General features: G+C 69.5%; 10 protein-coding genes and 1 pseudogene. 5 read left to right on the forward strand and 6 right to left on the reverse strand.

Going from position 1 to position 14,123, the window contains the following annotated elements; genetic code table 11:
- Nucleotides 1-407 precede the first annotated feature (407 nt).
- The 3 genes and pseudogenes from ACGFT1_RS26220 to ACGFT1_RS26230 form a co-directional block, all read right to left on the reverse strand.
- A complete protein-coding gene (locus tag ACGFT1_RS26220; RefSeq protein WP_373911435.1) occupies nucleotides 408-1,307 on the reverse strand; it encodes a hypothetical protein in 900 nt (299 codons plus the stop codon).
- Nucleotides 1,304-2,317, reverse strand: coding sequence for an SPFH domain-containing protein (locus tag ACGFT1_RS26225; protein WP_373911436.1), 1,014 nt, complete (start codon nucleotides 2,315-2,317; stop codon nucleotides 1,304-1,306). Before ACGFT1_RS26225 ends, ACGFT1_RS26220 begins: the two co-directional genes overlap by 4 nt.
- A gap of 231 nt (nucleotides 2,318-2,548) precedes the next feature.
- A pseudogene (locus ACGFT1_RS26230) lies at nucleotides 2,549-2,721 on the reverse strand (PEP-utilizing enzyme); the annotation flags it as partial.
- Between the two features lie 29 nt (nucleotides 2,722-2,750).
- Between ACGFT1_RS26230 and ACGFT1_RS26235 the strand changes: the two are divergent.
- Nucleotides 2,751-2,912, forward strand: coding sequence for a hypothetical protein (locus ACGFT1_RS26235; protein ID WP_373911437.1), 162 nt, complete (start codon nucleotides 2,751-2,753; stop codon nucleotides 2,910-2,912).
- A gap of 586 nt (nucleotides 2,913-3,498) precedes the next feature.
- On the forward strand, nucleotides 3,499-4,788 hold the full coding sequence (locus ACGFT1_RS26240; protein ID WP_373911438.1) for a hypothetical protein: 1,290 nt from the start codon (nucleotides 3,499-3,501) through the stop codon (nucleotides 4,786-4,788).
- Between the two features lie 358 nt (nucleotides 4,789-5,146).
- On the opposite strand, the gene ACGFT1_RS26245 is transcribed toward ACGFT1_RS26240, so the two are convergent.
- On the reverse strand, nucleotides 5,147-6,022 hold the full coding sequence (locus tag ACGFT1_RS26245) for a LysR family transcriptional regulator (RefSeq protein ID WP_373911439.1): 876 nt from the start codon (nucleotides 6,020-6,022) through the stop codon (nucleotides 5,147-5,149).
- A gap of 122 nt (nucleotides 6,023-6,144) precedes the next feature.
- Here ACGFT1_RS26245 and ACGFT1_RS26250 point away from each other — a divergent pair, with 122 nt between their 5' ends.
- Nucleotides 6,145-7,143 carry an NADP-dependent oxidoreductase gene (locus ACGFT1_RS26250; RefSeq protein WP_373911440.1) on the forward strand — a complete coding sequence of 333 codons (999 nt, stop codon included), beginning with the start codon at nucleotides 6,145-6,147 and terminating at the stop codon, nucleotides 7,141-7,143.
- Between the two features lie 98 nt (nucleotides 7,144-7,241).
- Here the strand turns inward: ACGFT1_RS26250 and ACGFT1_RS26255 are convergent, their stop codons facing one another.
- Together ACGFT1_RS26255 and ACGFT1_RS26260 are read right to left on the reverse strand one after the other, a co-directional pair.
- Nucleotides 7,242-7,472, reverse strand: a complete 231-nt coding sequence (locus ACGFT1_RS26255) for an FG-GAP repeat protein (RefSeq protein WP_373911441.1) — start codon at nucleotides 7,470-7,472, stop codon at nucleotides 7,242-7,244.
- A 69-nt stretch (nucleotides 7,473-7,541) separates the two neighbouring features.
- Complete coding sequence (locus tag ACGFT1_RS26260; protein ID WP_373911442.1) at nucleotides 7,542-8,591, reverse strand: hypothetical protein; 1,050 nt, start codon at nucleotides 8,589-8,591, stop codon at nucleotides 7,542-7,544.
- A gap of 1,262 nt (nucleotides 8,592-9,853) precedes the next feature.
- On the opposite strand from ACGFT1_RS26260, the gene ACGFT1_RS26265 reads away from it, so the two are divergent.
- Together ACGFT1_RS26265 and ACGFT1_RS26270 are read left to right on the forward strand one after the other, a co-directional pair.
- On the forward strand, nucleotides 9,854-10,102 hold the full coding sequence (locus ACGFT1_RS26265) for a hypothetical protein (RefSeq protein ID WP_373911443.1): 249 nt from the start codon (nucleotides 9,854-9,856) through the stop codon (nucleotides 10,100-10,102).
- Nucleotides 10,103-10,569: 467 nt separating this feature from the next.
- Nucleotides 10,570-13,683, forward strand: a complete 3,114-nt coding sequence (locus ACGFT1_RS26270) for a GDSL-type esterase/lipase family protein (RefSeq protein WP_393734064.1) — start codon at nucleotides 10,570-10,572, stop codon at nucleotides 13,681-13,683.
- The last annotated feature ends 440 nt before the right edge of the window (nucleotides 13,684-14,123 follow it).

The raw sequence follows: 14,123 nt of genomic DNA on the forward strand, positions 1-14,123 counted from the left end.
CACCGCTGAAGCCGGGCGGTCAGCGCTGCTCGGGCCCGGTGTCGCGGTGGGCCTCGAAACGGAGGAATACCCGGAACCGGGCCTGGCGTGCCGCGCGCCCGAAGGGGGCAGGGTGGGCTGCGCCCGTCGTCTTCCGGCGTGCGCTGCCGCGCGGCGGCGACGATTGACACGGATGCCCCTCGAGCTACGCGGAGTTCCGGCCGGGACCGGAGTCGGGCACCGGCGCCCGGAGCCGGTGGCACGGGAGCGGCGGTCAGCAGCAGTGCCACGAACGCGAGGGCGCCGCCACCTGGTAGCCGATCCAACCTCGCCCCTGGCGCCGCTGCCCTGCCACGCTCGATCGGGTCACGGTCTCCGTGCTGGCCACCGCCTACGAGCCCCGGTGAGCGAAGGCGGAGGCAGGGCGCTCACGTCACCAGGCGCAGCGACGACGCCGCGATACCCACATGTACGCTCTGCCCCCACGTCAGTTCCAGGGCGTCGGCCTCCATCCCGTCCCCGAAGACGACCATCCGGTCCGACTCCACGGTCAGCCGCAGCGCCTGTCCGCGTCCCAGCTCGCCCGCGACCCTGGACGTCCCGGTCGCGGGCGACGGCCATGCCTCGCGCACGAACCAAAGCAGCCGCGGGTCGCGCGGCGCGGGCATCGGCACGGTGCTGCCGCGCTCCAGCCACAGGGAGCGGAGCCAGCCGGTGGCGCCGGTGCCCGTGCCGACGAGCACCCCTGAGGACGCCTGGGGCTCGCCCGGGTCGGCCTCGCCGCGGCTGCCCAGCCGGTAGCGGGCCGTCTGGTGGCCCGGCGGGCCCAGGTACACCTCGTTCAGCGCGAGGAGGCGCTGGGTGTCGTCGGCGACGGCCTCGACCATGGTCAGTTCCTCCACCCGGTTCCCGGCGGCGGTCGCGGCACGCAGCAGCCCGGCCGCGTCGGCGCAGCGGTGCCGCACCAGGACCCCCGGGTTGCGCCCCGGATCGGTGTCGATGCCCACCACCGGCTGTCCGGAGAGGTACTTCGCGGTGTTGGCGACCAGACCGTCCTGGCCTACCACGACCACCACGTCCTCCGGGGCGAACAGGAAGCGGTCCAGATCCGCCCGCTCCACCCGGGAACTGCGCCAGGTGAGCGGTACCGCCGCCGCCACGTCCCGGAGCGCCTGCCGGGTGGCGGCGTGGCGGCGGGCCACCTCGTCGATCGAGCGGCCGCGGCTGGAGAGGAAGAACGCGGCCTGGCCGTGCGTGCCGTGCCGGGCGAGAAGTTCCTCGTACTCGGTCCTGCGGTGCACGAGCACCACCCGCGGTGCCAGGCTCACGCGTCCACCCGTCCGTCCGGACGCCCGATCCTCGCGAGGAGCCCGGTGAGCACGTCGGGGGAGAGGGTGACGCTGTCGATCCGCGGCAGGTTCTCCGCCAGCCGGGTCGCCGCCAGGGCGTGCAGCGTGACCGGGTCGACCTCGCCGTGCACCCCCAGCCAGGCGGCCTGGGCCTCGGCGCGCGCCGCGCCCGTCGCGCGCGCGGCCTCGGCCTCCGCGCGGGCCAGGCGGACCGTGCGGGCCGCCTCGGCCTCGGCCCGTACGCCGTCGGCCGCCGCCTCCTCCTCTGCCTCGCGACGCGCGTTGGTGCCGCGCTGGTCTACCAACTGCTCCTCACGGCGGGCCAGTTCGATCTGGCTGGCCAGCTCGTTCTCGGCGATGGCACGCTCACGTTCGACGGCGACGGCCCGCCGCTCGTAGGTGGCCCGGTCCGCCTCCTGCTGGATCTGCTCGCGGGCCGGGGTGCGCAGGGCGCGCTCCACCTCGGCCTCGGGCCGGATCGCGACGACGCGCACGGCCACCACGTCGATGCCGGTGGCCGGCAGGCGGGGCTCGGCGGCGAGACCGGCGGCGACCCGGTCCCGCACGGAGGCGACGCCGTCCACCAGCGCGACGGCCAGCGGGGTTCGGGCCAGTACGTCCAGCGTGTGCTGCTGAGCGGTCTCGGTGAGGAGGGTGGCGATCTGCTCCAGCGGTGTGCCGCGCCAGTTCCCGCTGTCCGGGTCGACGGAGAAGTCGAGCCGGTTCGCCGCCTCGGCCGGGTCGCTGATCCGGTAGGTCACGGTGGCCTGCACGGTGACGTCCTGGAAGTCGGCCGTACGGGCGTGGAACGCCATGGCCAGTTCCCGGTCGTCGACCGGTACTTCGGAGAGCGCCGCCGACAGTGACCGGTACCAGAAGCTGAGGCCCCGGCCGTCGTGGACGAGCCGGCCGCGGTGGTGGTGGCGGATGTGTGCGGTGGGCGCGGAGCGCAGATGGCGCCAGCCGAAGCGCCGGGTGATGTCGGCCATGGTGGACCCCCTCGATTTCGTCAATGCGACGATAACGAGGGGTGTTGATCTCGTCAAGTAGACGAGAAGGAGGGTGTCGCCGAGCACAGGTGACGGACGGACACCGGTGCCCGACCGGGGCGGCCGGGCGCGGGGCGCGGACGGGACAGCCCGCCCGCGCCCGGCACGGGCTGCCGTCGACGTCCTGGCGCCACCCGGCCGGAGCCACGGACGAACCCGCGGTACGGCCGGTCAGGACAGGACCTCGACGTACCCGCCGGTTACGTGCACGCGCGGATCCGCTGCCCGTCCCGGATCAACCGGGTGGCCTGCGCCACGCCCACGACGGCCGGCAGACCGCACTCCCGGGCGATCACCGCCCCATGGGTCTTCAGACCGCCCACCTCCGTCACCAGGCCCGCGATCTCTGACCCCCGACTGCACCACCTTCTCGGTGCCCACTTACTGGCACACGGTGGCGCTCCTCCCCGACACAGTGGACGGCACGGCGGCCGCGGACCCGACGGCCGACCAGCAGAAGCAGACGCCCGCCGCGCAGGCGGAGGCCGACCCGCAGCCCGCGGGGGAGCAGGCGTCTGGCTTTGTCGAGCAGTAGTGACGTCGCTTGTCGATGAGTTTGGGAGGCGCCCCGTTCCGCGGACGGGTGGTCGCCCGAGGGTGACACCGGATCACGGCGGCCTCATTGGCTTCGGCCCTGGCATCACCGGTATCCCGGTGTGGCACCGTGTGGACCCGCGTAGTCCGTCGCCGAAGGAAGTCGGTCTGTTGCGCGTCAGGGAATGGACGTACGTCCGAGTCCCGCCTGATCTCGGGGACCCGGTGCCCCGTGTCCGGGCCAGAAGGTCGTGTCCATCGCCAACAGCGAATCCTGCGGCAGCGCGTTCCTGCGCACGGTCACACCCACGAGATCAAGAAATCAAACGTCTTCGCGGACCCCGTCCTGCTTCCCGGACTGTGCCCCTCCCGTGACTGGTGCGACGCGCCGCTCGCACGGCCGCCGAGTCGTGGCTCCTCATCCGGAGGCACGCGGATGGCGAGCGGACCGATCACCACGCAGGATGAGTACGCATCACTGGTGGCAGATCTCCTGGTCCGCCGCGGTCCTGCGAAGGAGGCACCCCCGTGGCAAGCGTTGGGACAGACCGGGTCGGGCCCGTTGGGCTCTTTCCGGCGGTGGTCGTGTGAGGATCCACAGCAAGTCACCCGCCAGCTCGCGCCTGCGGGCGCAACGCACGCTGGCGAAAGGCCAATCCAGACCGTCGCGGGTCTCCCTGGCGTTGATCACGCTGGTTCTCCTCGCGGCGACGGGTCTGCTGGGCTGGTTCGGCTACGAGGACTTCGCTGGGGCGCTGACGTTCGCCGGCCGCATCACCGGTGCCGTACTCATTGCCGTGGCGTTCACCGCGCTGCTGGGCGCCGTCGCGGTCACCGACCATTGGCTGTGGCACAGCTTCCCCTACTCGGGGCTGGTGGCGCTCATCGGCACGTTCGCGGCCCTACTCACCAACTTCCTCGTGCTCGCCGAGATTCTGAAGAACGGCGATTCCTGGTTCTTCAAGGCGCTGTTCAGCGTCCTCACGGCGGGCTCAGCCTGGGCGGTCGTCGCGGTGCTCCGCACATCGGTCGTAATTCCCGCTCCGAAGCGGGTGGCCGCGACACTGATCGTCACCACGGTCATTGCGGTGGCGAACTTCGGCTACCAGAACCTCTACCAGCCGTCCCAGCACGAAGCGACGCCTGTCATCGGACTGACCGTGGGGAGCCCTATGACGAATCCGAATCACAAGGCGTTCTCCGTGCCGGTGGACATCAAGATTGAGAACCGCGGCGATGCGGCTTTTTATGTTCTGGGCACCGAATTCCACGCCATGGGGGAACGGGTACCGCTGAGCTCGCACGACCGGCCCCGCCAGCAGTGGCGAGCTGACGCAGAAAAATGGGTGAATTACAAGACATCCAATCCGGTCTCCCGCAGAGAGATCCACCAGCCCGGCCAGTTGGTGTCGGCACAGCCATGGATGCCCTACGGGCGGTGGATCTACACCAAGGACACGTTCTCCGCACGAGTGGTCGTGCAACTCCCCAAGGGCACCCCGTACGACCAGTTGACGTTCTACGCCAGCGCGCACCTCACGCGCAAGGACCTCTCATCTCTGCAGCACCTCAAATTCGACGGGTACACGTGGGGCAAGGCCCAGGTGCCCGCATGGGTGAAGGCGCAAAAGGAATTCGACTCCATCGTCTACAGCAGTCCGATCAAAGAAAATAACTCGATCGACGCGAGAACGAGGATGCCTCGGTACATGACCGTCTACTGGCAGTTTGGTTCACGTGGCGTCAACATCATCGAAACGATCAGCACGGCGGACGGCAAGAACGAGTCCCAAGAAGCGGTGGAAAATCGGTACGGCGTGCGCCAGGTCGAAACGGGCCCGGTCGAACGAACCCTGTGGGATATCAAGAACCGATGATGACCGGGACGGTCGTGCAGGGTCATCCGCCATGGGCTCGTGCAGCGGAGCTGCGGCGAGTCCGAGCAATGCCAGGTATCCACCGCAGCGTCGACTGCTGCGGCTCCACCGCCGTCCCCGGGCCCACCCCCCTGGTCGACCTCCCCGGTACCCGCGCCACCAGCCGCCACTAACCCCACCGCGCCACGCACTGCACCCGGCCCTGTCCTGCACCCGCAGGCGGGGCCGCCCGCACACCCACCACACCACCCAACCATCCCTACCGCGGCCGCCGACCGCACTCGCGAGGCCGTCCGCGTCGACAGCTGGATCTGGGCCGTCCGTGCAGTTCAGCGCCAATCGGGTTGGCTGGTCCCGGTCAGGCTGCCGGGGCGGTCAGGACGGCCTTGGCCGCCAGCCGGAGATTCCTGATCATCGGATTCGGGTCGCCCTTGCGGCTGACCAAGACGACCTGGCTGGGGGGAGCGCCCTCGATCGGGACGGTGACGAGGTTGGGACGCAGCGAGCTACGCCGATCGCCGGCCGGTAGCACGGCGATCGCCCTGCCACTCGCGACGAGTTCGAGCTTGTCCTCGTAGTTCTCGATCGGCGGCACGCCGGCTCCGAGGATCCGGTAGGAAGTCCAGTCCGCGGTCTCGAACGCGCACGGCGCCGCCTCTTCGCCGGCCAGTTCTTCCGCGGCCACCGACGCGCGGTCGGCCAAGGGATGGCCGCGCGGGACCGCGAGTACCCGGGGCTCCTCGTACAGCGGGGTGGTGAGCACGTCGTCGGCGGCGAGCGGCAGCGGGGCCCGCGCGATCAGGGCGTCGACGCGCTTGTCGGACAGTGCCCCGACGTCGCGGCAGCTCAGGTACCGGGTGGCGATCTCGGCGTCCGGGTAACGGCGGCGCAGTTCTTGTACGGCGGCAGTGATCACCAGGTCTTCGACGTAGCCGATGGCGATCCGTGCGGTCTCGGCTTGTTCACGCACGACCAACTCGGCCTGGCGGGCGGCCTGCAGCAGGGCTTGGGCCCGGGGGAGGAACCTCTGGCCGGCCGGAGTGAGCCGGGCGCCCTGGGGCACGCGGTCCAGCAGTCGTGCGCCGAGATGCTTCTCGAGCCGCTGGATCTGGCGGCTCAGCGCCGGCTGGGCCACGTGCAGGTCGGCGGCGGCCCGGCCAAAGTGCTGGTGCATCGCCACCACGGTGAAGTAGCGCACCAGCCGCAGTTCCAGGTCCTGTCCGAGATCGTTCACCCTTCCAGCGTACGCGTCATGCCGTTTCGGAATGATCAGGTTGCCGAACCGGACTTGGACGGCCATGCCGTCCTGGGCCTTGACTGAAGGAGCAACGTTTCCCCAGGAAAGCGACAGGTGCGATGAAGGCGATCCAGTTCCACGAAGCGGGCGGGCCGGAAGTTCTGCAGTATGACGAGGTGCCGGTTCCCGGGATCGGCCCGGGCGAGGTACTCGTCCGGGTGCACGCGGCGGGCATCAACCCGCCGGACTGGTACCTGCGTGAGGGGATGAAGGTCATGCCGGCCGAGATGAGGCCGGCGCTGGAGTTCCCCCTGATCCCCGGAACGGACATGTCGGGTGTGATCCAGGCGGTTGCTCCGGACGTGCTGGGGTTCGCCGTCGGTGACGAGGTCTTCGGCATGCTCCGGTTCCCCGGATTCGACGGCCGGACCTACGCCGAGTACGTGGCCGCGCCGGCTTCGGACCTGGCTCACAAGCCGGCCGGTATCGACCACGTGCAGGCGGCTGGGGCGCCGATGGCCGTGCTCACGGCCTGGCAATACCTGATTGATCTCGGCCACGACGTGCCGTCTCCTTTCACCGGCCAGGTGCACCAGCCGGTGCCGATCACGCCAGGGATGACCGTGCTCGTCAACGGGGCCGCCGGTGGAGTGGGCCACTTCGCGGTGCAGTTGGCGAAGTGGAAGGGGGCACACGTCATCGCGGTGGCCTCGGGCCGACACGAGCAGTTCCTGCGCAAGCTCGGCGCCGATGAGTTCATCGACTACACCAAGACGCAGGCCGCGGACGTGGTCAACGGTGTCGACCTGGTGATCGACACCGTCGGTGGCCCGGACAGCTCACGCTTCCTGACCGTGCTCAAGCACGGCGGCACCATGCTTCCGGTGTTCTTCGCCCAGTACGACCCGGAAGAGACGGCGAGTCTGGGCATCACAGTCTCGAATATCCAGGTCCGTTCCAACGGCCCCCAGCTCGCCGAGATCGGGCACCTGTTCGATGAGGGCAAGCTCCAGGTCGGGGTGGACAGCACCTACCCGCTGCCCGAGGCGGGCAGCGCACACACGCGAGCCGCGCAGGGCCACATCCAAGGCAAGATCGTGCTGACGGTGACCTCATGATCGCCGAACTCCAGCAGGCTGGCGAACTCCGCCCACGCCCTGGCCGAGCTGAATGTCCCCGAGCTGGCAGCGGTCCTGACCGAAGACACCACCTGGACCTACTCGATGCCCGGACAGGGAGTGCTCGGCCCGGTCGCCGGACGCGCGGCGGTGCACGACTTCATCCGTGACGGGCACACGGCCCGGACCGGAAGAGTGCGGCACCACCTGGTGGCACGGCCGAGGGTTTCGTGGGGGACGCCGACGGCGAGTTCGGCGCGGTGGTCGCCGTTGATGTCGCCGATGGACAGGGTGCCGCCTCCGCGAGCTGAGGCCGCTGCACGTCGCACCCGATGGGTCTGCGACCGACAACGGCCGAAGGCGAGACATCTGTTTCCTCTCGCAGGTGACTTCGTGTGTCACTCCGGCTGGCGCTCGGGTCCTCCGAAGTCCCGGCTGGTGTAGTCCGGGCTCGTGAAGCTCGGGCGCGGGCCGGGGGCGCCGTCGTCCGGGCTGCTGAAGCCTGGCCGGTCGTAGCCGAGGTGCGGCATGCGGATGGTCGGAGCCGGCGCTGCCGTACGCAGCACGGCGCTGCCGGGGTCGGCCAGCGCCTCCCGCAGAAACGGCAGGATGCCCCGCTCCAGCAGTGCGTTGTGCCAGTCCTCCCTGGCCCGGGTCACTTCCGCGGTCAAGTCGCGGTACGGTCTGGCCTCGACCGAGGGCTTGTTGCGCAGGGCGGTGATGAGCGGTCCGACGGCGGTGACGAGGATCGAGGCCGCGGTCACGGCGCCGAACACCCATCCGGTGGTGAGCATGGTCTGGGCGGACGCCGGCTCGGGGTCAAGCATCGTGAGGATGCAGCCCACGAGCAGGAAGATCGCTGCGATGGTTCCGGAGAGGGCGGTGGCAGGAGCGGCGAAGACCGAGAACGCGCTGGGTCGCGCGGCCCTGGCTGCAGCGGGTACATCTGGACGTACGTGCAGGCCGAGCACTGCTGCTAGCAGGCGACGGCCGTAGGACATTCTGGCCCAGCGATGTACGGCAATCCCGTCGCCGGTCCGACCGTCGTACGACGGCCCGGCGCCCAAGGCACCCGCGCCGGTGGTCTCGGCGACCTCTCCCATGGGGGTGGCGAGCCCCATCGTGCTCGACCCCGGTTCCGCGGAGCCGGGTTCACGTGTGGATGACGGGGTTGACGGCGCCGGTTGGCGCAGTTCCTTGCGGATCTTCACGTAGTGCTGGTACTCGGTCGCCGCGGCCGCCGTGATGAGTGCGGTGGCGTTGAGCGCCATGGTACGCAGCTGTTCCGTGTTGAGTCGCTGTCCGACAGCGGCCAGTTCGGAACGGTGTGGTGCGGAGCGCAACGCCTCGTCGAGGATCCGCTCGTATTCCTGGCGGTCCTCGCTCAGCAGGTGCTGTGGATCGCTGTTCACAGCCCCTCCTCCCCGGTCGCAGGTCCCTGACGCCATCGTGGCGCGCCTCGACCATCGAGGCCAGATCCTGTTCTGTCGGTCGGATCGCCGGGCAAGGGAGTGTCCCCAGGAGATGCGGGCTCTGGACGCTGTGTGCGCTCCGCAGAGAGCGCGCCGGGGATGGGCTCCTGTGTGGGAGCAAGCGCGGCGCGAGGCGTGGACGAAGACAGCGGACGCGCAGGGGGAGGCGGGCTCTGAGTAGAGACCGCCTGCTGGACCGGGCTGGCGAGGGACGGGGCGGGTGCTGGCCGGGGGTCCGTTTGGGGCAGGGGAACGGGCGGTGTGCTGGTTGCAGCAGCTGAGGCGCTGGCGCCGTCCGCACCACCGACGGCACTAGTAGCCGGAGGCGCACCGATCGCAGTGTGTGCCTCCGCCCCCTCGGCAGGCCGTCGATCGCCCGTCACCGCCTCGTTCACTGTCTGGACGCGGGTGAGTTGGGTGAGCAACATGGGGGCTGACATTCCGACGACGAGAGCGGCGTACTCACCGCTGATCTGCCCCGTGGTGCCGAACAGTACTGCGGCTCCGGCGCCCATAAGGGTGTGCAGGACGGGCGCGACGATGTCGGTGGAGGGGTCGAAGTATTCCTGGAACCGCGGTGCTTGCCTTGCCGCTTGCCGACAGTCGAGGCGAACGGTCTGCCAGGACACGAACCGGCTGTACAGGTCCACGGCACCACGCAGCAAACCGCCCGCCGCCCCCAACACGATCAACGTCGGGACGTCCACGGTCTCTCCCGGGTGATGACGCTGACGTCTGGCTGCGAACTTCCGGACACCGCGTCAGCGTAGAGCCAGGAGCGAGTACAAGGAAGGACTCAAGACGGGCTCGCTGTTGACTGACAAGCCACACCCCACACATATTTGACGTCAACGGAGCCAGTCCGTGTGGTAGCCGTGTCGCGCAGTGTCCTCAGCCGACTCAAGCGCGAGAACCCGGAATGAGGACATACGCCCGCCTTCCGCCTGGCCAAGGCTTCTGGCGGCGGCCCCGGCCTAAGACCGAGCGCGCCGCAGACCCCAAGAGCGTGCTGGTGGCGTGCTTCATAACCACCCCCTTCCAGGACGAACCAGAGCTTCTGAGGAAGGGCACCTCGCCGCTCAAAGCCAAGCCGGAGAGCGATGACATTCGCATCCGGGTCGAAGCCGCTTCCCGCCTGGCTGGCACCTGGGAGGAAAGTCCGGCCGCTGCTCCCGCCTGACGGGACGCACCGTTGATCGGCCTTTTCTCGCAGGTCAGAGCCGTGTGACGTGGTCTCCATGACAGTGGACATCAGGGTCGTCCGGGCCGGTCGGATGTACCGCTACCACCTGCGCGAGACCGTTGCCGGCGACGGCCGCCGCCCGGCCCGCACGCCCCTGCGCGAGGCCCAGGAGCAAGCCGGGGTCCCGGCCGGGCGATGGGTGGGCCGCGGCTCGGCCGTGCTCGGACTGGCGCCGGGTGAGGAGGTCACCGGGGCGCGGCTGCGGAACCTGTTCGGCGAGCGGGGCCGGCATGGGGCCGCCTAGCGCAAGTCTGCTGCCCCGGTCGGCGGCTGGCCCCGGGGCGGTGCAGCAGGCGGCGCCGGTTTGTTCTGCCCGCCGTCGCCCTCACTGCCGCCGTCTCCGCTCCCGTCCAGTCGGCCATCTGATAAGGCCACCAGACGCTGACGTGTCGGGACGCGCCTGACACCAGGAAGTCGGTGCTGCGCTCGCTATAACCCGAAGGTGTCCCAGACAAGGAGCCGGCCGGGGCCACAGTTTGACTTTGCGTCACTGAGGCGGCCGCATACTGATCCGGTGAAAGGGTTGGCCGGCGGGATCGTTCTACGGAGCTGCGGGTCAATGCACTGCACATCTGGCATGACTACGACAGAGTGGAGACGCGCCCACCGATGGCCTCATACACCTTCCCGCGTTCGGCATACCGGGCGAGTACGGCGTTACCGGCGCAGTTGTCCGATGATCCGGGGGTTCAAAGACCGCGTGTCCGCTCCGTGGCCTTTGGCGTGATCCAGGCCCTGTTGGTCGCGCTTCTGGTGGCGCCGTTCACCGTCCTGGCCGTCGGCCGGGCCCATGCGGCGCCTCTCGATCAGACTCCCTTCCTCACCTGGAACATGCAGGGAGAGACCTCGCAGGGCAGGAGCCTGTGGACGGATTACCTTCCGCGCATCCTCACCGCTGCCCGGTCCGAGGTCGTCATGCTCCAGGAGGCGGGCCCGGATGTGCCCAACAGCGCCGAGATACTGCCCAATCCGCCGGGCACCGAGAACAACCGACTGGTCACCTACGCCCGATGGCGCGCGAGTCAACGGTCCTCGGACTGGTACATAGTCTTCCTCCAGACCCATGACCGGCTGATACCGGGCGGCCGGGTGAACACCATCGTGATGTCGACAACCCCGGTCGACGCGGCCATGGTCGTGGACAACCCGCACGGCGGAGCCTACGGCCGACCCGCCATCGGCATCCGGCTGGGCGAAGACTGGTACTTCAGCTTCCACGCGCTCAGCGGCGGCGGCGGCGACGCCATCGGCATGCTCGCCCGCATCGGAGAAGCCGTCGAGGGCGACGACCCGCGTCGCAACTGGACGGTGGGCGCGGACTTCAACACCAGCCCGACCACCCTGGTCGGCCGCATGTACCAGGACGTCATCGCGACGCCGGACGGCCGCACGCCCCGCATCCTGGCCAGCGGCCGGCCCACCCACCGCAGCCCGGACGGGGCGCAACAAGAACTCGACTTCGCCGTCACGAGCACCGGTCGCGGCAGCGTCGAGGCGAGGGTGCAGCCCAACCAGGGCGGCTCCGATCACGATCCGGTGCACTTCGTCCCCCAGACCGGCCGACAGGACGCCGACCGGACACAGTTGGCCACGATGCCGGTCGGTGGATACGCGATCGACGGCCACAACGTGGCGCAGGGTCCTTTCGATTACGCGGGCATGCGCGACCCACTGGACCGGTGCGTGGTGCAGTCCTACAGGGACGGGTGCACCCAGTTCTGGTCCCGGACGGCCGGTCCGGCGAAGGCCGCGGTGGCCGCCGGTTCGACGAGGGCGGTGGCGGCGGCGAACGCGCACACCCCCACCTTCGACTATGTCGGCGCCGTGAGCAGGGGGAACGTCGCGGACGACGACAACCAGGAAGAAGCGTTCCCCGGCGCGGGTGTCGACGAACTGCGTCAACGCCTGGACGGTGACCTGCGCACGTACAAGCCCAACGTCGTCCTGCTGCAGGTGGACGTCGCCAACGACCTGGCGAAGAAGAACGGGCCGACGGCCGGCCAGGAGGCGGACCAGCTGCGCAAGCTGCTCGACCAGGTCTACACCGTCCTGCCCAACACGACCGTGCTGGTGGGTGACCCGGCCCCGTCCAGGTCGGCAGCCGTCCGAGACGAGATGTACACAGGGACCGACTCCTACGTCTCGAGGGCGAGCGCGGTCATCACCTCCCAGCTTCGAGTGGGGCACCGGATCCGGCAGGTGCCGCTCGACTTCGGGCGCGATGCCGGCCAGCTGGACACCGGGGAGTCCGCCGACGGGGTGCCCAACGCGGACGGCTACAAAACCATGACCAACGGCTACGCGGCCGAGCTGACCAAGCTGTGGCAGGACGGCACCATCGTCGATCCCGACGCCGTCGAGGTGAACCCCGTCGACATGGTGGTGGACGGCAGCGGCGTCGACGGGACGGATCCCGGGGACGGGAACACGGGCGGCCCGCCCCAGCGGGTGATGGTGGTCGGCGACTCGATCAGTAACGGCTTCGAGGGCGACTACACCTGGCGCTACCGCTTGTGGCAGTGGGCCCGCACGCAGAACTGGAAGGCCGAGTTCGTCGGGCCGCTGCACGGAACCGTGGCTCCCGACGAACCCAAGGCACCCCAGCCGCCTCCTGCCTACGACGGCAAACCGCCGTCGGAACCCCAGCCCGTGACCTCGGACGGCGCCTACGCGCGGGACGTCAGCCCCGCCTTCCTCAAGAGCGGTGCCGAGCACTACGCGATGTGGGGCCGCCGGCTGGAACAGGACGTCCCCACCATCACCTCGGTCATGGAAGACCTGAAGGCCGAGAGGAAGCTCCCGGACACCCTGCTGGTCGAACTGGGCTTCAACGACATCGGGTGGACCGGCGCCGGCGCCGACCTGACCGGGACGATGAAGGAGTTCATCGACAACGCCCGCAAGGCCAATCCCGGTATACGGCTGGTCCTTGCCAACGTGCCGCAGCGCACCACCCTGGGCAGCGCCAACCCGCAACTCGGAGCGCGCACCCGCGCCTACAACGCCGCGCTCGCCGGCAAGGTGAAGGAGTGGAGCACCGACGCCTCGCCGGTGGTCCTCGCCGATCTCGACAAGGCCATGGGCTGCGACCCTTCCGCCACCTCCTGCGGCACCACCTACGACGGACTGCACCCCAACAACCTCGGGGAGTACCGCATCGCGCGCGCCTTCGCATCGACCCTGCACGACGAGTTCCGCATCGGCAGCGGACCGCCCACCGACCCTGTCGACGTCGACGCGCGGTTCCTCACCACCCCGACCGACGTCACCTTCGACGGCACCCAGCAGGGTGTCACCCTCACCTGGGACAAGGTGTTCGGCGCGCACGGCTACCAGGTGCAGTGGCGCGACATCACCGCGCACCCGGACGGGGAGTGGAACTGGGCCTACCCCGTGACCAACCGGTGGGACATGATCCGGCAGTACTACGGCCAGATCTTCGAGGGACACACCTACGAACTGCGGGTCCGCGCGGCCTCCGGGGACACCGTCCGGTCGGACTGGTCGGACATCACGCGCGGCACCTCCCACCCGACCACGCCCGGATATCCCAGGAATGTGAAGGCCACCGCCGGCCCCAACGGCGGAGTCGCGACCTGGGATCCGCCCACCGGGAAGTACAGCGACGGGATCACCGCGTACGCCGTGTACATGTGGGACAAGTCCGCGCCGCTGGGGATCACCCGGAGCTTCAGCGTCTCCGGAACCTCGGACATCACCATCATCCCGAAGATGCCACCGGGTGAATACGTCGTCATGATCTCGGCATGGAACAAGTCGGGCGAGGGCCCGATCGCCCTCAGCGACACCATCACCTTCGACTGACTGGCTGTTCTCTTTCCGCTCGGGTGGTCGGCCGGGTTCGAACAGGGGCCTGGTCCGGGTGAGTCTGCTGGTGCGGACGCATGGGAACAGGGCCTCTTGGTAGCTCGCGGATGTCAAGTCCGGCGAGGAGCAAGAGGCCCTGTTGCCGAGGTGTCGCGTGGTCATGGTTGCCGGGTCCAGTCCGTCCACTCCTGGGTGTGACTGCATCCAGCAGTCCGCTTCCCAGACACCCCAGCCGGCTGGCTCCTCTCCCACGGGCAGCGGACCACCCTCGTCCGGCGGACCCTCGTAGGTGCCATTCGCGATCTCGCGACGAAGGTGCGGAGCGGCTCAGGCAACACCACCCCGCGTTTGCGCTCCCACCCCCGAAGCGCCTCCCAGCCCAAAGGGCAGTGCCGGACCTCTGCCGGAAAGGCTCCACGCAGGAGGGCTATCGCGCC

Source organism: Streptomyces sp. Y20 (assembly GCF_043195475.1).
In the GTDB taxonomy this organism is placed as follows: Bacteria; Actinomycetota; Actinomycetes; order Streptomycetales; family Streptomycetaceae; genus Streptomyces.